This window comes from Kocuria sp. NPDC057446 (genome assembly GCF_042802875.1).
Classification (GTDB): domain Bacteria; phylum Actinomycetota; class Actinomycetes; order Actinomycetales; family Micrococcaceae; genus Kocuria.
Genome location: NZ_JBHVDI010000003.1, coordinates 38,029 through 59,780, shown reverse-complemented (window position 1 = coordinate 59,780; position 21,752 = coordinate 38,029). Strand labels below are relative to the sequence as shown.

At 69.2% G+C, this 21,752-nt stretch carries 20 protein-coding genes, 1 tRNA gene and 1 pseudogene; 11 read left to right on the top strand and 11 right to left on the bottom strand.

Annotated elements, in window-relative coordinates; translation table 11 throughout:
- Positions 1-9: 9 nt before the first annotated feature.
- Positions 10-741, bottom strand: a complete 732-nt coding sequence (locus tag ACFU0Y_RS00985; protein ID WP_380212569.1) for a hypothetical protein — start codon at positions 739-741, stop codon at positions 10-12.
- Positions 742-1,034: 293 nt separating this feature from the next.
- Between ACFU0Y_RS00985 and pstS the strand changes: the two genes are divergently transcribed.
- From pstS to pstB, 4 genes are all read left to right on the top strand, one after another.
- Positions 1,035-2,150: a phosphate ABC transporter substrate-binding protein PstS gene (pstS, locus tag ACFU0Y_RS00980; RefSeq protein ID WP_380212568.1), complete on the top strand. Its 1,116-nt coding sequence runs from the start codon at positions 1,035-1,037 to the stop codon at positions 2,148-2,150.
- A 171-nt stretch (positions 2,151-2,321) separates the two neighbouring features.
- The gene (gene pstC, locus ACFU0Y_RS00975; RefSeq protein ID WP_380212567.1) at positions 2,322-3,278 is read left to right on the top strand and encodes a phosphate ABC transporter permease subunit PstC; all 957 of its coding nucleotides are present in this window, start codon (positions 2,322-2,324) and stop codon (positions 3,276-3,278) included.
- Positions 3,278-4,411: a phosphate ABC transporter permease PstA gene (gene pstA / locus ACFU0Y_RS00970; protein ID WP_380212566.1), complete on the top strand. Its 1,134-nt coding sequence runs from the start codon at positions 3,278-3,280 to the stop codon at positions 4,409-4,411. Before pstC ends, pstA begins: the two co-directional genes overlap by 1 nt.
- A gap of 69 nt (positions 4,412-4,480) precedes the next feature.
- Entirely contained in the window at positions 4,481-5,260 is a 780-nt protein-coding gene (gene pstB / locus ACFU0Y_RS00965) for a phosphate ABC transporter ATP-binding protein PstB (RefSeq protein WP_380212565.1), read from the top strand.
- 130 nt (positions 5,261-5,390) lie between these two features.
- Here pstB and ACFU0Y_RS00960 read toward each other — a convergent pair whose 3' ends face one another.
- From ACFU0Y_RS00960 to glsA, 4 genes are all read right to left on the bottom strand, one after another.
- Positions 5,391-6,407 (bottom strand): anion permease, encoded by a 1,017-nt coding sequence (locus tag ACFU0Y_RS00960; protein ID WP_380212564.1) that lies wholly within the window; start codon positions 6,405-6,407, stop codon positions 5,391-5,393.
- Between the two features lie 4 nt (positions 6,408-6,411).
- Positions 6,412-7,026 carry a DUF47 domain-containing protein gene (locus ACFU0Y_RS00955; protein ID WP_380212563.1) on the bottom strand — a complete coding sequence of 205 codons (615 nt, stop codon included), beginning with the start codon at positions 7,024-7,026 and terminating at the stop codon, positions 6,412-6,414.
- A gap of 277 nt (positions 7,027-7,303) precedes the next feature.
- Entirely contained in the window at positions 7,304-7,948 is a 645-nt protein-coding gene (locus ACFU0Y_RS00950) for a hypothetical protein (RefSeq protein WP_380212562.1), read from the bottom strand.
- Positions 7,949-7,991: 43 nt separating this feature from the next.
- Positions 7,992-9,863: a glutaminase A gene (gene glsA / locus ACFU0Y_RS00945; RefSeq protein ID WP_380212561.1), complete on the bottom strand. Its 1,872-nt coding sequence runs from the start codon at positions 9,861-9,863 to the stop codon at positions 7,992-7,994.
- 174 nt (positions 9,864-10,037) lie between these two features.
- Here glsA and ACFU0Y_RS00940 point away from each other — a divergent pair.
- Positions 10,038-10,110, top strand: a tRNA-Lys gene (locus tag ACFU0Y_RS00940).
- A 52-nt stretch (positions 10,111-10,162) separates the two neighbouring features.
- On the opposite strand, the gene ACFU0Y_RS00935 is transcribed toward ACFU0Y_RS00940, so the two are convergent.
- A complete protein-coding gene (locus ACFU0Y_RS00935) occupies positions 10,163-10,822 on the bottom strand; it encodes a site-specific integrase (RefSeq protein WP_380212560.1) in 660 nt (219 codons plus the stop codon).
- 366 nt (positions 10,823-11,188) lie between these two features.
- Positions 11,189-11,263, bottom strand: a pseudogene (locus tag ACFU0Y_RS00930) (Arm DNA-binding domain-containing protein); the annotation flags it as partial.
- 115 nt (positions 11,264-11,378) lie between these two features.
- Between ACFU0Y_RS00930 and ACFU0Y_RS00925 the strand changes: the two are divergent.
- Positions 11,379-12,187, top strand: a protein-coding gene (locus ACFU0Y_RS00925; RefSeq protein ID WP_380212559.1) for an IS5 family transposase whose coding sequence is annotated in 2 segments (ribosomal slippage) — positions 11,379-11,700 and positions 11,700-12,187 — 810 coding nt in all. Because the reading frame shifts where the segments join, the coding sequence is not laid out codon by codon here.
- A gap of 1,367 nt (positions 12,188-13,554) precedes the next feature.
- Here the strand turns inward: ACFU0Y_RS00925 and ACFU0Y_RS00920 are convergent.
- Entirely contained in the window at positions 13,555-13,764 is a 210-nt protein-coding gene (locus ACFU0Y_RS00920) for a hypothetical protein (protein ID WP_380212558.1), read from the bottom strand.
- A gap of 1,325 nt (positions 13,765-15,089) precedes the next feature.
- Here ACFU0Y_RS00920 and ACFU0Y_RS00915 point away from each other — a divergent pair.
- From ACFU0Y_RS00915 to ACFU0Y_RS00905, 3 genes are all read left to right on the top strand, one after another.
- Positions 15,090-15,566, top strand: coding sequence for a hypothetical protein (locus ACFU0Y_RS00915; RefSeq protein ID WP_380212557.1), 477 nt, complete (start codon positions 15,090-15,092; stop codon positions 15,564-15,566).
- Positions 15,567-16,303: 737 nt separating this feature from the next.
- On the top strand, positions 16,304-16,531 hold the full coding sequence (locus ACFU0Y_RS00910) for a hypothetical protein (RefSeq protein WP_380212556.1): 228 nt from the start codon (positions 16,304-16,306) through the stop codon (positions 16,529-16,531).
- A gap of 490 nt (positions 16,532-17,021) precedes the next feature.
- Entirely contained in the window at positions 17,022-17,654 is a 633-nt protein-coding gene (locus ACFU0Y_RS00905) for a low molecular weight phosphatase family protein (RefSeq protein WP_380212555.1), read from the top strand.
- A 50-nt stretch (positions 17,655-17,704) separates the two neighbouring features.
- Here the strand turns inward: ACFU0Y_RS00905 and ACFU0Y_RS00900 are convergent, their stop codons facing one another.
- Both ACFU0Y_RS00900 and ACFU0Y_RS00895 read right to left on the bottom strand, forming a co-directional pair.
- Positions 17,705-17,989 carry a hypothetical protein gene (locus ACFU0Y_RS00900; protein WP_380212554.1) on the bottom strand — a complete coding sequence of 95 codons (285 nt, stop codon included), beginning with the start codon at positions 17,987-17,989 and terminating at the stop codon, positions 17,705-17,707.
- A 179-nt stretch (positions 17,990-18,168) separates the two neighbouring features.
- Entirely contained in the window at positions 18,169-18,402 is a 234-nt protein-coding gene (locus ACFU0Y_RS00895) for a hypothetical protein (protein ID WP_380212553.1), read from the bottom strand.
- Between the two features lie 188 nt (positions 18,403-18,590).
- Here ACFU0Y_RS00895 and ACFU0Y_RS00890 point away from each other — a divergent pair, with 188 nt between their 5' ends.
- The gene (locus ACFU0Y_RS00890) at positions 18,591-18,815 is read left to right on the top strand and encodes a hypothetical protein (RefSeq protein WP_380212552.1); all 225 of its coding nucleotides are present in this window, start codon (positions 18,591-18,593) and stop codon (positions 18,813-18,815) included.
- A gap of 60 nt (positions 18,816-18,875) precedes the next feature.
- Positions 18,876-20,165 (top strand): DUF2254 domain-containing protein, encoded by a 1,290-nt coding sequence (locus ACFU0Y_RS00885; RefSeq protein ID WP_380212551.1) that lies wholly within the window; start codon positions 18,876-18,878, stop codon positions 20,163-20,165.
- Between the two features lie 9 nt (positions 20,166-20,174).
- Here the strand turns inward: ACFU0Y_RS00885 and ACFU0Y_RS00880 are convergent, their stop codons facing one another.
- The gene (locus ACFU0Y_RS00880; RefSeq protein ID WP_380212550.1) at positions 20,175-21,701 is read right to left on the bottom strand and encodes an MFS transporter; all 1,527 of its coding nucleotides are present in this window, start codon (positions 21,699-21,701) and stop codon (positions 20,175-20,177) included.
- Between the last annotated feature and the right edge of the window lie 51 nt (positions 21,702-21,752).

Here is a 21,752-nt window from a genome sequence, read left to right as displayed (position 1 = left end):
GGGGCCATCCTAGGCGAGCGGGGGCGCCGACTCCTCGCGCGTGGACGGGCTGACCGCGGACCCCTCGGCCGGCGCCCCCGACAGCGTGCGGACGCGCCGTAGGTCGGACAGGGGGGCGACCACGAGCAGGGCCGCCCCGGTCATCTCCAGGCCCTCTTCGAGGTGGTAGACGAACCGGTACAGGAACCAGTGGGGGTCGGTCCCGAGCACGGCTTCGGCGATCAGCTCGAAGCCGACCGCGGCGCCGAGGAAGACCACGAAGCCGCCCAGCAGCAGGCGGCCGGACACCCGGGGAAGACGGCGAGCGGCCCACCATGCGAGCAGCACGACCACGAGGGCGATGGGCACCCCCAGCACCACCCACGTGAAGGTGAGCTCGATGTCCGCCCAGAACCGCTCCACGATCGCCCCCAGCTTCTCGTGCAGCATGGTGGCGTCGTCGAGGGACATCAGCAGCGCGATCACCGCGGCCACGCGCCAGGCCAGGGCGACCCGGCGGCTCGCAGCAGAGGCGGCGACGACCAGCATGAGCGTCGCGCCCGCGATGAGCAGCAGCACCGTCCACCACATCGGCAGGTTCACCTCGGAGGTGACCTCCACGTAGTGGTAGATCGGTGGTGTCGGCGCCCACCAGACGGCGAAGAGACTGGCGAGGGTCAGGACGACGGACCCGGCCACCAGCCAGACCAGCAGCCGGGGCCAGGCGTAGCGGTCGGTCTCGGTCGGTCGGGCCATCGCCACGTCGTGGTGCTCCTCGGCTCGGGCACTGCGTCGGGGCGCAGCGCTGGAAGAGGACCAGGATATCGCCCGTCGCGGTGTGAGATCGGCAACGACGGCACGGCTGCGGGGGCGGTGTTCACCCTCCGTTCACCTTCATGGGCCAATCTGGCCACCTGCGCTCCCTAGCGTCTCTGGGTGAGAGGTCCGCGGTCGCACCACAGATCCACCTCTCGCACCGGCCCGGAACTCTTCCGGCGCCACATCGAAGGACGGCCCCTCAAGGGGCACCACCGTGATCTGAAGGGGCTATTCAAGTGAAGGTTTCCCACCTCGGCCGTTCCGCGGCCGTTCTGGCCATCGGCTCGCTCGCACTGACCGCGTGCGGTACGGACAACGCCACCGGCGAGGGGGGCGGCTCCGCCGAGACCCCGGCCGCCGGTGCCGGAGTCTCGGGCACGCTGACCGGGATCGGTGCGTCCTCGCAGCAGGCCGCGATGACGGCCTGGCAGAACGGTTTCCAGGGCGCGAACCCCGAGGCGCAGGTGCAGTACTCGCCGGACGGCTCCGGCGCCGGGCGCGAGGCCTTCACCGCCGGCGGCGCGGACTTCGCCGGCACCGACGCCTACCTCGACGACGAGGAGTACGCGGCGTCCCAGGAGGTGTGCGGTCCCGACGGCGGCTTCCACATCCCGGCCTACATCTCCCCGATCGCGGTGGCCTTCAATCTGCCCGGCGTCGACACCGTGAACATGGACGGCCCCACCATGGCCCAGGTCTTCACCGGCGAGATCACCGAGTGGAACGACCCCGCCATCGCCGAGCTCAACCCGGACGCCGAGCTGCCCGACACTCGGATCACCGTGGTGCACCGCAACGACGAGTCCGGCACCACCGAGAACTTCCAGGAGTACCTGGCTGCGGCCGCCCCCGAGGTGTGGACCGAGGAGGTCTCCGGCAACTGGCCCTCCCAGTGGGCCGCGGAGAACAACAAGGGCACCGCCGGCGTGGTCCAGTCCACCAACGCGACCGAGGGCGCCATCACGTACGCGGATGCCTCGGCCGTCGGGGACCTCGGCACCGTGGCGGTGCAGGTCGGGGAGGAGTACGTCGAGTACTCGCCCGAGGCGGCCGCCACGGCCGTTGAGAACTCGTCCGCGATCGAGGGCCGCGCCGAGTACGACATGGCGATGGACCTCGAGCGTGACACCACCGAGTCCGGGTCATACCCGATCGTGCTGGTCTCCTACCACCTGTTCTGCTCGCAGTACGACTCCCAGGAGACCGCCGAGCTGGCCAAGGCCTTCGGCGAGTACGTGATCAGCGAGGAGGGACAGCAGACCGCCGCCGACGCCGCCGGCTCCGCCCCGATGTCCGAGAACCTGCGCACCTCCGCGCAGGAGGCACTCGACCAGATCACGGTCGCCGGCTGATTCCGTCCTGTTGATCCCGTTCGGTGCGGGCCGGGCCCTCGGGTCCGAGCCCGCGCCGAACGGGACGTTTCTGTGTGAGGCGTCCTCGTGTGAGACGCATCACCAGTCCCCGGCGCCGGGACCGATCCCGTCCGGCGCAGCTCGTTCCAGGCCACCGAAGGGGCGCACGACATGTCCACCACCCTCACCACCCAGGAGCCCGCCGCGCTCGTCGAGGACGACGCGACCGGCGGCCGGGCCGGCGACTCGATCTTCGCGGGGTTCAGCCTCGGCGCGGGCATCCTGATCCTCGCGTCCCTCGCAGCTGTCGCACTGTTCCTCTTCCTGGAGGCTCTGCCCACGTTCCAGGCGTCCGCCGAGGACATCACGGGTGGGGCCGGCTTCTGGTCCTACATCTGGCCCCTGATCATCGGCACGGTGATCGCAGCCATCATCGCGCTGGTGATCGCGACCCCGATCGGCGTGCTGGTGGCGCTGTACATCTCCCACTACGCCCCCGCGCGGATCGCGAAGCCGGTCGGCTACATCATCGACCTGCTGGCCGCGATCCCGTCCGTCATCTACGGCGCGTGGGGCACCACGGTCCTCGCGTCCGCGCTCGTGCCCTTCTTCGCCTGGCTCACCGCGAACCTGGGCTTCATCCCGATGTTCTCAGGTCCCCCCTCACAGACCGGCAAGACCATGCTCACGGTCGGCATCGTGCTGGCCATCATGATCCTGCCGATCATCACGGCGATGTCCCGGGAGATCTTCATCCAGACGCCCAAGCTGCACGAGGAGGCGGCCCTGGCCCTCGGCGCCACCCGCTGGGAGATGATCCGGATGACCGTGCTGCCGTTCGCGCGTCCCGGCATCATCTCCTCGGTGATGCTGGCCCTCGGCCGGGCCCTCGGCGAGACGATGGCCGTGGCCCTGGTGCTCTCGGGCGGTCCGCTGACGGCCTCGCTCCTGCAGTCGGGGAACCAGACCATCGCGGCCGAGATCGCGCTCAACTTCCCGGAGGCCTATGGCCTGCGGCTGTCCGAGCTCATCGCTGCCGGTCTGATCCTGTTCCTCATCACCCTGATCGTGAACATGATCGCCCGCGCCATCATCGCCCGCTACAAGGAATTCTCGGGAGCCAACTGATGTCGACCGCATCCCTCCGTCAGCCGACCTCGTCACCGAGCCCTGCGGGCCGGCGGCCCAGTCTGACGCGCAACCAGAAGCCGAAGTGGCTCGTCCCGGCGATCGCGGTCGCCGCCGTCGTGGTGGGAGCGGCACTTGCCGCGCTGGTGGGATTCTCCACCGTCGTCTGGGCCGTCTTCGCCGCCGCGGTGTTCCTCGTGGCCGCCCCGCTCGCCGTGACCGCCGTCGAGGGTGGGCGGAAGGGTGCCGACTCCCTGATGACCTACCTGGTCCACGCGGCGTTCATCCTCGCGGTGGTCCCGCTGATCTCCGTGATCTGGACGGTTCTCGCCAACGGTGTCCCGGGGCTGAACTCGAATCTGCTGCTCACGTCGATGAACGGGGTCACGGGCGCCACCGACAACGCCGCCGCCGCCGGGGAGGGGCCCGTGCTGGGGGGCGCGTACCACGCGATCGTGGGCACGGTGTCCATCACCTTCTGGGCCACGCTCATGTCGGTGCCCATCGGCCTGCTCACGGCCATCTATCTCGTGGAGTACTCGAAGGGGGGCTGGCTCGGGAGGTCGATCACGTTCTTCGTGGACGTCATGACGGGGATCCCGTCGATCGTGGCGGGCCTGTTCGCCGCGGCCCTCTTCGGTCTCCTGCTGGGCCCATCCACCCGCTTCGGCTTCGTGGCGGCGGTCGCACTGACGGTGCTGATGATCCCCACGGTCGTGAAGAACACCGAGGAGATGCTCAAGATCGTCCCGAACGAGCTGCGCGAGGCCGCCTATGCCCTCGGCGTGCGCAAGTGGCGGACCATCCTCAAGGTGGTCATCCCCACCGCGATCTCCGGCATCGCCTCCGGAGTCACCCTGGCGATCGCCCGCGTGATCGGGGAGACCGCTCCGCTGCTCGTCACAGCGGGCTTCGCGACCGCGATCAACTGGAGCTCCTTCTCCGGATGGATGACCACGCTGCCGACCTTCATCTACTACCAGATCCTCACCCCCACCTCACCCACCAATCCGGATCCCTCGCAGCAGCGCGCGTGGGCGGCGGCACTGATCCTGATCCTGATCGTGATGCTGCTCAATCTGCTCGCCCGGCTCGTCGCGAGAGCCTTCGCGCCCAAGGCCGCCGGCCGCTGACGCGAACCACACCGCACTCCCGCCGGATCTCCCGCACGCACCTCCGCGAGAAAGAAGCAAGGAACACACATGTCCAAGCGAATCGACGTCGAGAACCTCAATGTCTACTACGGCGACTTCCTGGCCGTCGACGACGTCGCCATGGGGATCGACGCCCGCTCGGTGACAGCGTTCATCGGCCCCTCCGGGTGCGGCAAGTCGACCCTCCTGCGCACTCTCAACCGCATGCACGAGGTGATTCCCGGCGCCCGGGCCGAGGGCAAGGTCCTCCTGGACGGCGAGAACCTCTACGGCCCCGGTGTGGACCCGGTCCTGGTGCGCTCGATGATCGGGATGGTCTTCCAACGGCCCAACCCGTTCCCCACCATGTCCATCCGCGACAACGTGCTCGCGGGGGTGAAGCTCAACAGCAAACGGATCTCCCGCTCCGACGCGGACGACCTCGTGGAGGGCTCACTCCAGGGGGCGAACCTCTGGAACGAGGTCAAGGACCGCCTGGACAAGCCGGGGTCCGGTCTGTCCGGCGGGCAGCAGCAGCGTCTGTGCATCGCCCGCGCGATCGCGGTGAAGCCCGAGGTCATCCTCATGGACGAGCCCTGCTCCGCCCTCGACCCGATCTCCACGCTGGCGATCGAGGACCTGATCAGCGAGCTCAAGGAGGAGTACACCGTGGTCATCGTGACCCACAACATGCAGCAGGCCTCCCGGGTGTCGGACCGGACCGCCTTCTTCAACATCGCCGGCACAGGCAAGCCGGGAAAGCTGATCGAGTACGGGCCCACCGCCGAGATCTTCAGCAACCCCACGGAGAAGCAGACGGAGGACTACGTCTCCGGTCGCTTCGGCTGAGCCGTCCCGGCACGGGCCACGGGCGCCGGTCACCCCGCTGCGGAGGTGGCCGGCGCCCGTCGTCGTCGGCGCCCGCGAGCCGCAGCGCGCCCTGGTCCACGGCGCCGGCGGCAGTCCTCCCGGCGGGGCGTCAGAGTAACGGGGAGAGGGCGAGCAGCAGCGTCCCGGAGATGAGGGCGCACGCCGGGACGGTGAGGACCCACACGAGCAGGACTCGCCGCACCACCCGGACGTTGACCGTGTGGAAGCGCTGCTGCCGCCCGGCGCCCAGGATCGCGGCGGCCGTGGTCTGGGACGTGGACATGGGCACGGGGATCAGGGTCCCGCCCAGGAACAGCAGCGAGCCCGCCACGCCCTGGGCCAGCGCGCCGCGGAAGGGGTCGATCGTGATCATCCGGGAGGACAGGGTGTAGGCGATCCGCCAGGCCCCGAACAGGGTGCCCGCGCCGAGCCCGGCCGCGACGACCAGGACCAGCCACGGCGCGACCCCGCCGGCCAGCGGGTCCGGGAGGCCGGCGCACAGCAGGAGCGTGGCGAAGACCCAGACGGCCCGGCGCCCGTGGTGGATGCCGTGCCCGAAGGAGACGGCCGCCGCGCCGATGGCCAGGACGAGCCGGGAGCGGAAGGTGGTGGCCTCCGGTTCGGAGTGCCGCAGCAGGTGGAGCAGCGGGACCACCAGGGCCCAGGCCACGGCGTAGGCGAGCAGCGGTGCCAGCACGAGCGGCACGACGACCTGGTAGAAGGCCGTGGCGGTGATCGGGTTCTCCGCCACGAGCCCCACGGCGCGGCCGCCCAGCAGGGCGCCGAGCAGTCCGCCTGCCAGCGCCGTGGTCGAGGAGCTGGGCATGCCCCACCACCAGGTGAGCAGGTTCCAGCCGATGGTCGTCAGCAGGGCGCAGACGACCGTCGCGGAGCCCACCACGTCGTGCGGCACGGGCACGCCCCGGATGACCCAGTCCGCGAGCAGGTACCCGGCCGCCCACACGCCGGCGACGTTGACGAGGGCGGTGAAGACGAGCCCCACCCGGGGGGTCAGGGCGCGGAAGCGCACGGGCAGGGCGAGGGCGTTGGGGGCGTCGTGGAAGCCGTTGACGACGGTGTGCAGCACGGCGAGGGTGATCCCCAGGACGGTCAGGGCCGTCAGCACGGGCTCAGGACTCCGCCACGACGATGCGGCCCACCTCGGTGGAGACCCGGACCAGGGCGCGCGCGGCCTCCGCGAAGCGCCGGACGGCCCGCTCCCGGCGCATCGCGGCGATCGCCTTGTGGTGCTCGAGCAGGTGGCTCATGTGCAGCTGGTAGATGCGCTCGGACTGCTTGCCCAGCCGCAGCATCTCGTACCAGTAGTCGTCCAGCCCCTGGAGGCTGCCGAGGTCGCGCATCGCGCGGGTGGTCAGCTCGGACATCCGCTCGATGACCCCCAGCTGGTCGGTGGCGTACGCGGGGGGCCTGGAGAGCGAGTAGGTGACGTGCGCCTCCGCGACCGCCAGCAGCTCCTCGGCGGCCTTGTTGAGCCAGTGCCCGAGGATGTAGACGTCCTGCCGGGGGATGGGGATCACGAACGTGGAGCGCACCGTGGTCATCACGGAGAAGTACAGGTCGGTGGACCGGGCCTCGCACTCGCGGATCGCGTCGAGGATGTCCGTGTGGCTCTCGGGGGAGCCCAGCAGCTCGGACAGGAGCCTGACGCTCTCCGTCACCTGTCCCGACATGTCCGCCAGCAGATCCAGGACGAGCTCGTCCTCCGGGAAGATGCGAAGCGCCATGTGCTGACCGTCCTGGGCGTCGGGACCTGCGCCGCGGAGCACGGCGGATCCCACTGTACAGGGGGCCGTCGAACGGCCCGCGGACGGGTGACGGCCCCGGGAAGAGGGGGAGGGCGGTGCCGGACCGGGAGCGCCTCTCGGCGGAAGGCCGCTCGTGGCGGCTATGTGATGGAGCCCGGGGCTGCCGCGGCCCGGCACCTGCGTCCCATGGTAGTCGACGTGTCCGTGGGGCCAAGTCCGCCGGCTGTGGGAACGTGCACGGCCGGGACGGCGCGGATCAGTCGAGGTGGCCGCGGCGCCACTGGTGGGCCGCGGCCTCGAGCTCCTCCGCCGTCCGCTCGAGCCGCTGGGTGCGGGCCACGGTGCTCGGGGGGCGCGCCCCGCCCGGGTCCAGGACCGGCATCTGCCCGGTGTCCGCCAGCCGGATCCGGCCGAGGGCGGTGACGCGGCAGAAGGCCGCGAACCGGTCCAGGGCGACGTCGAAGTCCCCGTTGAACGCCCCGGAGAGGATCGCGTCCGCCATCGAGGTGATCTCCTCCGCCCCGGGGGGCTCGGCGACACCGGCCACCACGTGCGAGACCTGCGCCGTGCCGCGTCCCGCCGCGAAGTACCGGCCCATCCGCACCGGATCCTTGCGCACGGCCGCCCGCAGGGCGTAGAGCCGCCACAGGGCCCCGGGCAGGGACACCGCCGGGGCCTCCGCCCACATCTCGGCGATCCCCTCCAGCCCCTGCTCGTCGGTCAGCTCGATGAGCCGCCGGCTGATCTCGGGGTCGTCGCTGGCACGCCCGCGGGAGACCAGGGCGTGCGCGGCGAGGTGGGCCGCCTCCGAGACGCGGGCCGGGTCGGGTCCGCCCTCGTGCGCTTCGAACTGCTCCGGGGAGAACTTCACCGGCTTGTGGTGGCGGGGCACGTCGCTCATGCGTCCAGCGTACGGCCGTGGCCCGCGGCGGGCCACGGAGCGCTCACCAGTCGCTGGAGGAGGCGTGCACCGCCGCGTCCCGCCACTGCTGGTCGGCCCGTTCGAAGCCGTCCCGGGCCAGCGCCTTCCACAGCCGCAGCCCCAGCGCGGGCTCCTCCTGCTCGAGCTCCGCCAGCGCCTGCGGGGGCAGCACCCGGGCGGTGACGTCGGTGACGGCGCTCAGGGTCACGTGCTGCCTGTCCCCGGTGCCCAGGGCGAGCTCCCCGAAGCTCATCCCCGGGCCGAGCACCTGCAGCTCGACGCGCTCGCCGGTGGGCGTGCGCAGGGACATCGACACGCTCCCGCTGACGATGAGGTGGATGCCGGCGAAGTTCTGCCCCGTGCGCAGGATGTTCTCCCCGGCCGCCCACGTCCGCTCGACGGTCCGCGCGCGGAGGGTGCGGGCGTCCTCGGGGTCCAGCCGGGAGAGCAGCTCGGACTCCACGGGCTTCACCCGGGAGGGGGTGCACTCCGGTCCGCCGTGCTCCTCGAGCAGCCGGTCCTCGACCCACTTGATGGCAGCGGCCCGGCTGGGGAACACCTCGAGCGGTGGCTCGCCCTTGAAGGGGCCGGCGAAGCCCGGGTCGGAGGCGACCGCCACCACGGTGCGGCCCGCCGCGTGCAGCTCGGCACGGGTCTTGGCCAGGAGCGGCATCGCGTAGTCGGCGATCGCGTCCACCCGGCGCATGTCCACCACCACGTAGGAGGCGTCGTAGGCGACGTCGCGCACCGTGCGGATCGCGGTCTCCGTGCCGGTGAACAGCAGGTCGCCCTGGAGCTCCACGACGACGCCGTCCCTGCCGTGCTCGGCCAGCACGGCCTCCGCCTCGGCATTGCGGCGGACCAGCGACGGGGACTGGTCGATCGGGTAGCTGGCGCGCACCGTGGAGTGTGCCACCCGGGCGGTGTGCGTGAAGTGCAGGTCGAGGTCCTGGGAGAGCCGCTCGCAGGCGAGCACCCCGCGCACGCTGTTGCCGTGCCGGTCCAGCGCCGGGGAGAAGACGGCCACGGCGAGCTCCCCGGGCAGGACGGCGATGATGCCGCCGCCCACCCCGGACTTCGCGGGCAGGCCCACCCGGACCATCCACTCGCCGGCGTCGTCGTACATCCCGCAGGAGCTCATGACGGACAGCACCCGGGAGACCGTGTCGACGTCGAAGACCTCGTCCCCGGTCAGCGGGTTCGTGCCGGCGTTGGCGAGGGTCGCGCCCATCAGGGCGAGGTCGCGGCACGTGATCAGCACCGAGCACTGGGCGAAGTAGTCCTCGAGGGCCTGGGCCGGGTCCCCCTCGATGATGCCGGCGGAGGCCAGGAGGTAGCCGAGGGCGCGGTTGCGGTCCCCGGCGTCGTGCTCCTGGGCCAGGACCTCGGGGCTGATCGCGAGGTCCCGGCCCGCGCAGCGGGAGTAGGCGTCGCGGATCCGGTCCCGGCGCAGGTCGCGGTCGCTGTCGGGGACGAGCCACGTCGAGGCGATCGCGCCGGCGTTGATCATCGGGTTGGCGGGACGCCCGGTGCCGGGCTGGAGGGAGATCTCGTTGTAGGCGTCCCCGCTCGGCTCCACGTCCATCTTCGCGTGCACCGCCTCCGCCCCGAGGTCGGAGAGGGCGAGTGCGTAGGTGAACGCCTTGGAGATCGACTGGATGCTGAACTCGTCCCGGGTGCTGCCGGCCTCGTACACGTGGCCGTCCGCGGTGGCGATGACGATGCCGAAGCGCTCGGTGTCGGCTCCCGCGAGGGCGGGGATGGAGGAGCTGGGCTCGCCGCCGCGGACGTCCCGCAGCTGCTCCACCACTTGCTCGAGGTACTCGGTGACGGCCGACGGTCCGAAGAGCCCCGTCTCCGCGCGTGCTTCTTCCTCGGTGCTCGGGTGGGGCACGGTCGGTCCTCCGGTCGGCTGGGTGTGGGGTGGCGCGGGACTGTCCACCACCCTAGCCGTCCAGCGGTGGAACTGATCCGGGGCGGGCGGCGGGCTCCGGCTCCCGGCGCCGACCGTGCGGTAGAGTGGTGCCCGCTCCGGACCGGCCGAGCCCCGTGCCCGCCGGTGGAGCACGGGCCTCTAGCTCAGTTGGTAGAGCAGTGGACTTTTAATCCATGGGTCGTGGGTTCGAGCCCCACGGGGCCCACACATTCCGAGGGCCCCGCTTCCCTGCCAGCGCGGGGGAGTGGGGTCCTTTCTTATGTCCGATCCTCATAGGATGCCCACATTTTGCCCACACCTGCTCGTGATGCGGCGTCATCCAAGGCTGTGGCGACCGCGTCTAGGTCGTCGTCGAACAGGTCTGCGTACACGTCCAGGGTCATCGCCGCCGAGGCGTGCCCGAGTATTCGCTGCACCGCCTTGACATGAGCGCCAGCCTGAACGACCAGGGACGCCGCGGTGTGCCGCAGATCGTGCAGAGTCATGTGGGGGAGTTCAGCAGTGCCAAGGGCCGCGGAGAACCAACTGTGTCCGTCTCCCGAACGCTTCCGTCCATCTTCCCCATCCGACACGGCCTCGGAAAGCTTGGGGCGTCGCAGGAAGCCCCCGGAGGGCCCGGGGAACATCAGGTCGTGCGGTCCCTTCCCCTGGACGTGCTCGACCAGCAGTGTCCCGAGGAAGGCCGGGAACGGCACAGTGCGCTTCTTGTGGGATTTCGGGGTGCCAACCTCGATACGGGAACCGACTTCGACGGCGTTCCGCTCGACGTTGATTCGACGGCGGGCAAGGTCTACGTCCCGGACCCGGAGCCCGACAGCTTCGCCCCACCGCAGCCCGGTGTATCCCAGGAGCAGGACAAGCGTGGGGTGCTTGGATGCGCCGGCCAGGGCGTTCAGTTGCTCGTGGGTCAGGTACACGTGCGGGCGCCGCGTCTTCCGGGGGAGCGCGACACCTGCGGCCGGGTTGGACGGGATGCGCCGGTCACGGACCGCGCCCTCGAGGATGGAGAGCAGCACCCCGTGGGCACGGAGGACGGTGCTGGGTGACTTGGCTCGTGCGAGCTCACCGGCCCATGCCTCAACCTCGGAGAATCTAATCTCTGAAACCTGTTTGGTTCCCCACCGTGGTTCTACATGGACGCGCCAGGCCGACTCCACAGACCGGTACGTAGACGGCTTGAGGTTGGACCTGCTCTCAATCCAGACGGCCCCGAGGTCCCCGATCGTGGCACGGGCGTCCGCCGGGTCGATCCACTCGCCCCGATCTTTCGAGACCTTAACCGTCCGGGCAAACCGATCCGCGTCGCGTTTGGTTTTGAACCCGCGCTTGTCCGTCTGCCGACGATCCGGAGTCCGATACCTGACCCTGTACCGCTTGCCCGCCTTAGACCTGGTCTCAAAACCCGGTCTGTCGTTGCCGGTCCTCCCCTGGGCGGTTCACGGTGCCTGCATGACGACGAGGACGCAGTCGTGGATGGTCGATGACCGTCTGTGGGAGCTGATCGCCGCGCTGATCCCGCCTCAGCCACCGCCTCGAGGTCCCGGTGGGCGGCCTCGTATCGAGGACCGGGCGGCCCTGGAGGGCATCTTGTTCGTACTCCACACCGGGTGCCGGTGGCGGGACCTGCCTCCGGCCCCGGGGTGCGGGTCCGGGCACACCGCCTGGCGCCGGCTGCGCGCCTGGCAGGAGGCCGGGGTGTGGGAGAAGCTGCACCGGGCCGTGCTCGAAGAGCTCTCCGAGGAGCAGCTTCTCGACTGGTCGCGCGCCAGCATCGACGCGGTTGCGGTGCGGGCCAAAAAGGGGGTGAGCTGACGGGCCCCAACCCCACCGACCGCGGGAAGCCGGGCACGAAGTACCACCTGCTCACCGACGCGGCCGGGTTGCCACTGCACGTGTTGGTCTCGGCGGCGAACGTCCACGACAGCAAGCTCTTCGAGCCACTGCTGGAGACCACCCCGGCGGTGCGCGGCCGCCGAGCACGCCCGGGGCGGCCCCGTCGCCGACCGGAGAAGCTGCATGCGGACCAGGGCTACGACTCCCCGCGGTGCCGCCGTCACCTGCATCGGCGGGGCATCGAGGTTCGCATCGCCCGTCGTGGGATCGAGGCCAAGACCCACCTGGGCCGACAGCGCTGGGTGGTGGAGCGCACCATCTCGTGGGTGCTGCGCTTCAAGCGCCTCGGGCTGCGCTACGACCGCACCGCAGCAACCCTGCTGCCGTTGCTCCTGCTCGCTGTCACGCTCATCAACGTCCGCCGGCTGCGCCAGGCGACCGAGTTATGAGACCAGATCTTAGGGCAAGCAGGGCTTCAGGGGATAATTCCTGAAGCCCTGCCCCTGTGTGGGCATCCTATAATTAGCCGTTGGTAAAGCTTACCGTGCTACTTCTTTCCATATTGGTCCATTGATTTTCCCATGTGTTGTCCCGTGACAGGGTCCTAAATCGGATAACATGGTACACTTCTTCGGCCCCGTCCTCAGTATTTGGAAGTCGACGTTCCGCGTGTAATCTAAACTGCCCTCCGGTCGTTGTAAACGTGCGGTTGTGAGTTGTGGAGCCTAGGCGATCGTCGTAATTGCAACTCCACCATCCACATCCCGAGTCAGCTTCATAAAAGTATTGTTCGACTACAAGTCGGCGGTTTGCAGCACAGTTTACGCTTATTCGATAATCAATTATCTTTTCGCCATCCGTACCGTGACGCACGTATATGGGTGACAATGGGCCGAGTGTGCACCCACCCGACGTCGTGGCTGCTTCGGCCGCTGGTGCAATTGCTAGAGGTCCTGCGGTGGCGGCGAAACCTAGGACGGAAATGAGAGCTATTCTGCGTGTGGCAGGCTTAATCCGCTTTTTGGGGCCCTGGTTGCTGGACATGATAAAACCCCTGTCATCAGGTGTTCGGTTCTGGACGACCCTTATTGGTGACGTCCGTGGCATGTTGAATGTCGGCTGTGAATCTCAGGTCTCAGAGTGAGGCTTACTTAGTCTGAAGGAGGCCACGTTACGGGTGTATGACTACTATTTGGTTGACACGGTGGTATGTATCCCAAAATTGTTATGACGACACGCCAAGGGCTCCGGTCTCCCATGAAGGGAGCCGGGGCCCTGTCTGCATTTAAGGGGTGGTTAGACCTTCTTTGCCTTGGTGCTCAGGTCCCGCATCTGCCTGGCGACCTGCTCGAGCTCGTCCAGCCCGACGGTGTGCACGAGCGCATGGACCCCGAAGAACACGCCCTCGGAGGGCCCCAGAAAGGCTGCATGCTGAAGCCGTGCAGTTCGACGACCGGGCCTTCCCAGTGGACGCGACTGGTGGGGCTGGTGGCGCTGGTGTCGAGATCGTCGAACAGGTGGGTGGTCTCGGTGGCGGCGGAAGCGGTCATTATGTGCTCCTGAGGGGGGGTGGAGTGGGGGTGTGCACGTGTCCTCAACGACCACCGACGATGGGGACGCGTCGGCCTGCGGGGGCTCTTCTGCGTTGGCCCCGCACGAGGTAAGGAGTAGCGCTGCGGGGAGTAGGGCGAAGGTCTGTCTGATGGGGTGCCTTCCGTTGGGCGTCCCCCATGGCTGCGGATGTAAATGCAGTCGCCTGTAGACACGACGAGCCCCCGGCACATTACGCGCCGGGGGCTGATCTGTCGGGCCGGAGTTAATCGAGCTTGCCCTCGGCGCGGAGGGCCTGGTCAATCGAGGAGCGCCGCCCGAGGAGTCCGGCGTGGATCAGCATGTCGGTGCTCGTGCCACTGGACAGCCCGAAGCGGATTTCGTCAGGGGTCCACATGAGCTTGACGCCGAACTCGTCGTCACGGAAACGGAACTCGGGACCCTCGTAGAGCCGGCCTTCGTCCACGTTGATCAAATCGACAGGGTGGGCGTTTGGTGCATGCCTGTCGGCATGGTTTCGAGGGGTTGATTAGTGTGTCCGCGCCGGCGTGTACGCCTGTCTGTCTGACCCTTACTTCGGAACAGTGGGCCGTAGCGGCAACGGTGTCCGCACCGAGCATGACGCCGGGTGCTGGGACGACCCGCTATCCGTACAACTAAGGAGCCGTACGGGCGTGCCCGCATCCCCACTGTCCTAGGTGCGCTCGTGGTCGACGGAAAGGTGTTGATGACGAAGCGCGGCCCCCTGGTGGAGTTCTGGCGAGAATGTGGCCCGCTGGGCATCCTCGACGTGTTCATACCCGGGACATGGGTAGAGCCGATCCCTCGGGACGAGTCCGAATGGCGGCACCCTTACGACGTCCTCGATGAGTAATAACAATAGATATTCTGAAGTAGTCGGTCGGGCGCTTCCTGGGTCCGTAAAGAGTCCACAGCAAGCACAATTGCGGACGGCGTTCAAGGCACGTTAATCACACAAGGGCGAAGATTACCCGTTACCCGAACAAGTGCGGGTTAGTACCATCGGTTTAAGCAAACGACCCACCAATGTCAGCAGTGCGGGGATCCGCTGGGGACTGCCCGGACGGATGCCCGGGACTGCTCGAGCCGGTGCCGGCAGCGCGCTCGTGGTGCCACGGCGCAACCGCCAAGGGTCATGCGGAACGTGGATCGGTGGGTTGGTTGGACGGAGGCCCGTCGTGGTGCGCAGTCCACCAAGTTCCCTGTGTGCCCTTCTACGGGCCGCATCGCTGTCGTGGGTGACCCGGGGACGTGGAGGAGCTACCGGGACGCGCTGGGGTGCGCGGGTGGCCGTTTGGGCTTCGTGCTCACTGAGGACGACGACGTGAGCTGCATCGACCTGGACGGCGTGCTGACCGCGGGTGGGCAACCGTCCCCGGGAGTGCTCGAGCTTATCGACGGAACCCCGGACGTCTTCGCCGTAGAAGTCTCACCGTCCGGTCAAGGCATCCAAGTGTGGCACCACGGTGCGCCCGGTCCGGACACCAGGCGCACCGTGGTCAGGTTGCGGGTGGAGCGGTACAGCCGGGGACGCTACGTCACCTGGACGGGCCGGGTGCCCTCGTGGTGGCAGCCCTGTTAGCGATCCTGGTGTCGATGTACGGGCGTATTTACGATCGCTAAAACTGGAACCATGAGTTGATTGTTACCGTCCCGGCAAGTTGACGGAGGGTTCAGTGCGTTGCCGAAATGTGACCAACTTAATTTCCGGCGCACGGATTATCCTGGCTCTTTAGGACTTACCTTTAGGTCGTCACCGCGACGAAACTGGGGGTAGTCATGGAAACACGGAATAAATCTGCGCTGGGTGCCGTAATTGGCGGCGCACTGCTGGCTGGAGGACTTGGTGTCGGCCCTGCCATTGCGGCTCCGCCTGAGCCTTACACGGACACAAGATATGCGGAGTGCCCCGGTGATTTGGACGTCCGAATTGATGCAGTAGGCAAGGGAAAATTCTTTGAAGTCCCTGGTTTGGATCAGGTCATCGCCATATCGCCTAATACAACCGTGACAATAACCGACACGGGCGATGAGTCAAATTCTGTAACCTATAAGGCTAATGGCGCATTTCATATTGAGTTTTTGGAGAACGAGACGGTTGTCAGGGCAACTGGAGTGAACGTCCTGACAACCGAAGACCCCGGCGTATTTTTAACACGCGGCAATGTCACATTTGTTAACGATGCTACAGGTGAAAAGGTAAGGTTTGAAGGACCGGGTAAGGTTACCGACATTTGTGCAATTCTAGCCAATTAATTTGCGGTTTCAGCGCCCCCAGTTGTTTCAGGCTGGGGGCGCTTTTTTGTCCGAATCAGCCTTGCTAGTCCAATGCTCCTAGGGCATCATCCGCGTACGTGCGGATCTCGCCGGTGTCGTCCATGAGCAGGCTGATGACCGCAATGGGCTAGATGCCTCTGTACACCTTGGAGTTCGCAGGCGAGGGTGCCGCTTGTGTGCCTAATACGGTGCCGTGTTCGTCAGTGGCTGTGACTCTGTGCCTGGGTGGCGGTGAGTGATCGTTTCCGCCAGTGTGATCCGGCCGGACGCCGAGGTTCACGGGACGCCCTTCCTTGGGAGTTCCCATGATTCTGCCTGTAGATCCCATTGGCAGCATGTGCCGGCATTTCCGGTCGGCGGAGTCCGCAGAGAGTCCGCAAAAGGCCCGTGTTCAACAGCGTGCCCACATTCTGCCCACATGTGCCCACGATTCACCGTGACGGAGCGTTATCAACAGTGGACTCGATCGTTGTATTTCCGGGGATTCCTACCCTGGCGTGCGCTCTTGGCAGAGTTCGAGCCCCACGGGGCACACACTCGACGGGCCCCACTTGCCGCAACAGCGAGAGCAGGTGGGGCCCTTCGTCACGCCCGACGGATTCCGGGCGACCGGATCGTCCTCCTGCTGTTCACCGGGTGGTCATGTGTCCGCCGCCCGAGCACGTCAGGATGAGATCGTCATCACGATGTGGGGGTCGGACAGAGGGGGAGCCAGCATGACCGGGATCATCAGCACGACGGAGGACGAGCGGCCTGCGGTGGACTGGGGGGAGCTTCGTCCGGGCGAGCAGGTCGAGGCGCACCGGGGCGCGGTGCTTCACCACCGCGGGGTCGTGGAGGAGACCGTCCCGCACCTGGGGGTGGTCTGGATCCGGGACATCAGCACCGGGACCCGGAAGATGCTCAGCCACGACGACGTCGTGCTGCGGCGTTGCCGACCCTGACCTGCCGCCGTTGACGACGTCCCAGGTGATCTCCATGACCGCGCAGAGCCTCGATCCGACGGATCCGAGGATGCTCCAGCGCACCGCCGGGCACCTGTGCACCCGCTCAGCGGGAACGTTCTTCCCCGAGCTGGTCGAGCGGTGCGTGGCCGATGCTCACGCAGAGCTGGCGGGTGGAGCAGTGGTCAGCTGCTCCGGGGGGCATCTGCCCGGCGGCGGCGAAGGACCCGTACGCAAAGGGCGTGCTGGTCGGCCACGGTGTCCCGGCGGCCACGGCGCCCCCGGAACCAGTGACCGCCGACCTGCTGCGAGCCGCCGACTGGGTCATCGGCGTCGAGGACCCGGACCGGGCCCGTTGCGGCCCGGGACCGCCTACCAGGCCAGGGTCACCGCCCTGCAGGTGGAGATCACCGCGCGGTCGGCCGGTCCGGCCTGCGCCGGGTGAACCCGCGCCACGGTCCACTGCCCGTCCCGATCCTCAGGAGTGCCGGTGAACGACCATGCCGAAGCGACCAGTCCCTTGGACACCCACGTGCTGGAACGCACGGCGGAGCGCCTCGCGGCCCGTTACTCCGGGGTGCTCTCTCCGGACGTGGTGGAACGAGTGGTGTTCGAGTCCTACACCGCCCTGTCCCGCACCGCACGGGTGCGCACGCACCTGGCGGCGCTGGCCGGGCACTTCGCCGCGGACCGGCTGGCCGCACTGGCTCACGCCCGGGACGGCTCGGGGCTGCCGCAGGTGCTGTTCGTCGGACGTCATGACACCGGCCGGGCACAGATCGCTGCGGCCCTGCTGGCCCACTACGCAGGGGACGCCGCGGTGGTGCGGTCGGCCGGCACCGATCCGGGCTCGACCGTGGACCCGCATGTACTGCGGGCCCTGGCTGCGCGCGGGCTCGAGCTCGGGCAGGTGTACCCGAAACCACTGACCGACGACGTGGTGCGCGCCGCCGACCACGTGATCACCTTCGGCACCGCTGCAGCCGTGTCCTTCTACCCGCACGCCGACCACCAGGACTGGGGCGCGGACCGGACCGTCACCGGCCATCCGGAAGACCTGGAGGCGATGGTGGCCGAGGTCGACGAGAGGGTCCGGACCCTGTGGGGAACCATCCGCCCCTGAGCGACTCCCTCCGGTGAGGTCCTGTCCGCATCGCGCTCCCTGTGGTGCTGCTACTGGTCGAGCAGGGCGAGGGCCTCGCCGATCCGGCGGTGCAGGGCCCTGGCCTGCTCCACGGTCCACGCCTCGTGTCCGATGTGGAGGACGAGGCCGTCGCGGTGGACGTAGGAGCCGTCCGTGGTGGTGATGACCTCCCAGGTCTCCAGGAGCGCGACCGGCGACGCGCCGGCCAGGGACCGGGCGGGCAGCTCCCGCGAGTTGGTGACCGTCTCGGGATCGGTCAGCTCCTGACGGGTCGCCCAGCGGGGGCGGGGAACGAGAGCGGTGTTCTCGTACATGGGGGTGCCTTCCAGGAAGAGGGGGTATGCCCATGCTTATGCATACGAGGTCCCGATGGCGGCCGCATGCTGTGCGTGTCGCCGAGCGGATCGAGGTGTGGACATCCGTCGGCGCCCCCTGCACTTTTGTCCTGCCGGACCGGACCGGGCCCGGGCGTGCCTCGCTCCCACGGGGGGTGCTACCGACCGTCGAGCTGCTCGGAGGGAGTGGGGACAGACTCGGGACCCGGCGGGTCCGGCGCGGGAGCCGCGGACCCGGTGCCGGGATCCGTCGGCAGGCCGTCCGGCGTGGGCGTCGGCGTGGCGGTGACCGGAGGAGGGGGACTGAAGGAGGTGGGGGAGACGCCCGGGGTGCTCTCCACCTCCTCCGGCCGGTCGTCGCACCCGGTCAGGGTCAGCGCGAGCAGAGCCACGGCGGGAAGTGTGCGGCGCATCGGGGAGCCTCTCTGTCGGGGACACCTCCACGCTAGCGGGACGGAACGCCGTCCGGGGGAGCCGGCGGCGATGTCGGACGGTGATGCCGGTCCGGTCGCCGGGGGGACGCACGGGCCGGTGGTGTGCGAGGATCCGGGGACCAGGACGCCGACCGGCAGGAGCCGCCATGTCCGAGCGCAGCAGCGAGCGCACCGCCCTGATCCTGCTGTCCGCGACCGCAGTGCTGCTTCTCGCCGGCCAGGTGCTCACCTGGTCCGCGGAGGACGGGGTGTTCAGCGCCTTCGTGTTCGTGCTGCTGCTGGTCTGGGCCGCGGTGATCGCCGTCCGGGTGGTCCGCTTCGTCCGCCGGGGCCGGCCCCCGGAGGACACCGGCCCCGACGACCCGGCATAGGGCGCCGTCGGAGCCGTCTCCTGTCGCCACCGCCCGGACGGGCCGGTCTAGGCTGGGTCCATGGACAAGCTCTCCGGCTCCTGGCGCCGGGTGTTCGAGAAGTTCTGGTTCGTGCCCGCCGTCTGCGTGCTCGCCGCCGTGGTCCTGGCCCAGTCCGCCGTGGCCGTCGACCGGTGGCTGCCCGAGGATCTGGACTCCCCGTGGATCGCATGGCTCTACGCCGTCGGCATCGACGGCTCCCGGTCGATGCTCTCCGCGATCGGCGGGTCGATGCTCGGCGTGGCGGCGACCGCCTTCTCCATCACCATCTCGGTGATCGCCACGGCCAGCTCCACGTACGGGCCCCGGCTGGTGCGCAACTTCATGGCGGACCGCGGCAACCAGGTGGTGCTGGGCGTGCTGGTCTCCACCTTCATCTACACCCTGCTGGTCCTGCGCACGATCCGCTCGGCCTCCGACGACCTCGCGCAGCCGTTCGTCCCGCACCTGGCGGTCAACCTCGCCGTGCTGATGGCGGTCGCGGACGTCGCCCTGATCGTCTACTTCATCCACCACATCGCAGACTCCGTGCAGGTCGACACCCTCGTCCACGGCGTGCGCCGGCGTCTGCTGCACGTGATCGAGCGGTGGCACCCGGAAGAAGTGCCGGAGGAACTCGTCCGCACCGCGGGACGTCCCGGCGGGGGAGAGGTCCCGGCGGGCGGCACCGGCTACGTCGTCGGCGTCGACTACGAGCGGCTCCGGGACCACGCCGAAGCCTGCGACGTCTTCGTCGAGCTCGTCCCGCGGGTGGGCGACCACGTCCTGCCGGCGGAGCCGCTGGTCCGGGTGTGGCCCGAGCACCGGGCCGAGGAGCTGGCGGGCCGGCTTCGGCGCTGCGTGCAGGTGGGCGACTCGCGCTCGGCCCACCAGGACGTGCGCTTCGCGGAGCAGCAGGTGGTGGAGCTCGCCGTGCGCGCCCTCTCCCCGAGCACCAACGATCCCTACACCGCGGTCAACGCCATCGAGGAGGTCGCGTCCGGGATCGCCGTGGCCGTCTCGCGCCCGTTGCCGGGGAACACGGTGGTGGTCGATGGAGTGCACCGGCTCCGCTACCGGACGGTGGGGGTCGAGGAGGTCGTGGACATGCCGTTCGACCAGATCGGTCCGCACGCCACCGGGCACGTCAGCGTCCTCCTGGCCCTCGTGGACCTCGCCGCCCGCATCGAGGCGGCGAGCGTCCACCCGTCCGTGCGGCGGCAGGCCCGCGAGCACGTCGACGTCCTGCTCGACCGGTTCCGGGACGGCGCACCGCACCCGCGGGACCTGGCCCGGGTGGAGGAGCACGTCCGGTTGCGCTCGGCCGGCTGAGCGGAGCCGCTAATGGCGCCTCAGCCGCGGGACCCGGCGCAGCAGCAGGCCCACGACCACGGCGGCTCCGGCCAGCAGAGCGGCGCCGATCCCGGCGGACAGGTGCACGCCGGCCTCGAAGGCCGCGACGGAGGAGGCCAGGAGCTCCTCGGACGCGGCCGGGCCCAGGGTCGCTGCGACGTCGACCGCCCCGCCGAGGGTCTCGGACGCGATGGCCGCCTGCTCGGGGTCCAGCCCGGGCGGCACGTCCGTCCGGCGGGCGTAGGTCGCGGTCACGGCCGTGCCCAGGACGGCCACGCCCAGTCCGGCGCCCAGCTCGTAGGCGGTCTCCGAGATCGCCGAGGCGGCGCCGGCCTGCTCGGGGGCCACCTCGGTGAGGATCAGGTCCCCGGCGATCGTCTGGGCCGCGCCCGAGCCCAGTCCGATGACCATGAGGGCGACCACGAGCACGACCCCGCCGGAGAGGTCCCCGAGCAGGACGAGCAGGAAGCCCGAGGCCATGACCAGCAGCCCGCCGCCGAGCACGAGCGCCGGGGGCACCACGCCGACCACGTGCACCACCAGCAGGCCCGAGGCGATGGTGACCGCGGCGCCCGGCAGCAGGGCCAGGCCTGCCTCGAGCGGCGGCAGCCCCTCCACGAGCTGCAGGTACTGGGAGACGAAGAACAGGAAGCCGATGAAGGTGGTCGAGGCCACCAGGTTGTTGAGCAGCCCGCCGGTGAACGGGGCGTGGCGGAACAGCCGCAGGTCCAGCATCGGCACCGGGCTGCGCAGCTGGCGGCGCACGAACAGGGTCCCGGCGGCCGCCGCCAGCACCACGGCGGCCAGCGCCCCGGGGGACGGGCCGTGCCCGCCGAGGTCCTTGATGCCGTGCACCAGCGCCACCATGGCGGTGATGATCAACACGGCGCTGGGCACGTCCACCGGTCCCGGCGCCGGGTTGCGGGACTCGGGCACCAGCACCGGCGCCAGGACCAGCAGCGGCAGCAGCACCGGGACCGCCAGCAGGAACACGGACCCCCACCAGAAGTGCTGGAGCAGGAGACCGCCCACGACCGGGCCCAGGATCCCGCCCGCCGAGAAGCCCGTGGCCCACACCGCGATGGCCGTGCGCCGCTGCGTGGGGTCGTGGAAGATGTTGCGCAGCAGGGACAGGGTCGCCGGCATCAGCATCGACCCGAAGAGGCCCAGCAGCGCGCGGGCGGCGACGAGCGCCTCCCCGGTCGGGGCGAACGCGGCGAGCGCGGACACGGCCGCGAAGCCCGTGCTGCCCACCAGCAGCAGCCGGCGCCGGCCCACCCGGTCCCCCAGGGACCCCATGGGCACGAGCAGCCCGGCCAGCACCAGCGGATAGGCGTCCACCATCCACAGCAGCTGCGTGCCGGTGGGGCGCAGCTCGCGGGAGATCTCCGGCAGCGCGAAGTTCAGCACCGTGTTGTCCACGGAGATCAGCAGCACCGGCAGCATCAGGACCACGAGGGCGGCCCACTCGCGGGTGCCGGCGCGGGCCGGGGCGTCGGGTGCCGGGGACAGCATGGCGGGGCGGGGCTCCTTCCTGGCAGGGGTGCGGCCCCCATCCTCCCAGAG

Bases quoted from the DNA above. Each gene is read 5' to 3' on its own strand.
- pstC (WP_380212567.1), top strand. From the start codon at position 2,322: ATGTCCACCACCCTCACCACCCAGGAGCCCGCCGCGCTCGTCGAGGAC.
- pstA (WP_380212566.1), top strand. From the start codon at position 3,278: ATGTCGACCGCATCCCTCCGTCAGCCGACCTCGTCACCGAGCCCTGCG.
- pstB (WP_380212565.1), top strand. From the start codon at position 4,481: ATGTCCAAGCGAATCGACGTCGAGAACCTCAATGTCTACTACGGCGAC.
- ACFU0Y_RS00955 (WP_380212563.1), bottom strand. From the start codon at position 7,026: ATGGCGCTTCGCATCTTCCCGGAGGACGAGCTCGTCCTGGATCTGCTG.
- ACFU0Y_RS00950 (WP_380212562.1), bottom strand. From the start codon at position 7,948: ATGAGCGACGTGCCCCGCCACCACAAGCCGGTGAAGTTCTCCCCGGAG.
- ACFU0Y_RS00915 (WP_380212557.1), top strand. From the start codon at position 15,090: ATGGAAACACGGAATAAATCTGCGCTGGGTGCCGTAATTGGCGGCGCA.
- ACFU0Y_RS00910 (WP_380212556.1), top strand. From the start codon at position 16,304: ATGACCGGGATCATCAGCACGACGGAGGACGAGCGGCCTGCGGTGGAC.
- ACFU0Y_RS00900 (WP_380212554.1), bottom strand. From the start codon at position 17,989: ATGTACGAGAACACCGCTCTCGTTCCCCGCCCCCGCTGGGCGACCCGT.
- ACFU0Y_RS00890 (WP_380212552.1), top strand. From the start codon at position 18,591: ATGTCCGAGCGCAGCAGCGAGCGCACCGCCCTGATCCTGCTGTCCGCG.
- ACFU0Y_RS00885 (WP_380212551.1), top strand. From the start codon at position 18,876: ATGGACAAGCTCTCCGGCTCCTGGCGCCGGGTGTTCGAGAAGTTCTGG.
- ACFU0Y_RS00880 (WP_380212550.1), bottom strand. From the start codon at position 21,701: ATGCTGTCCCCGGCACCCGACGCCCCGGCCCGCGCCGGCACCCGCGAG.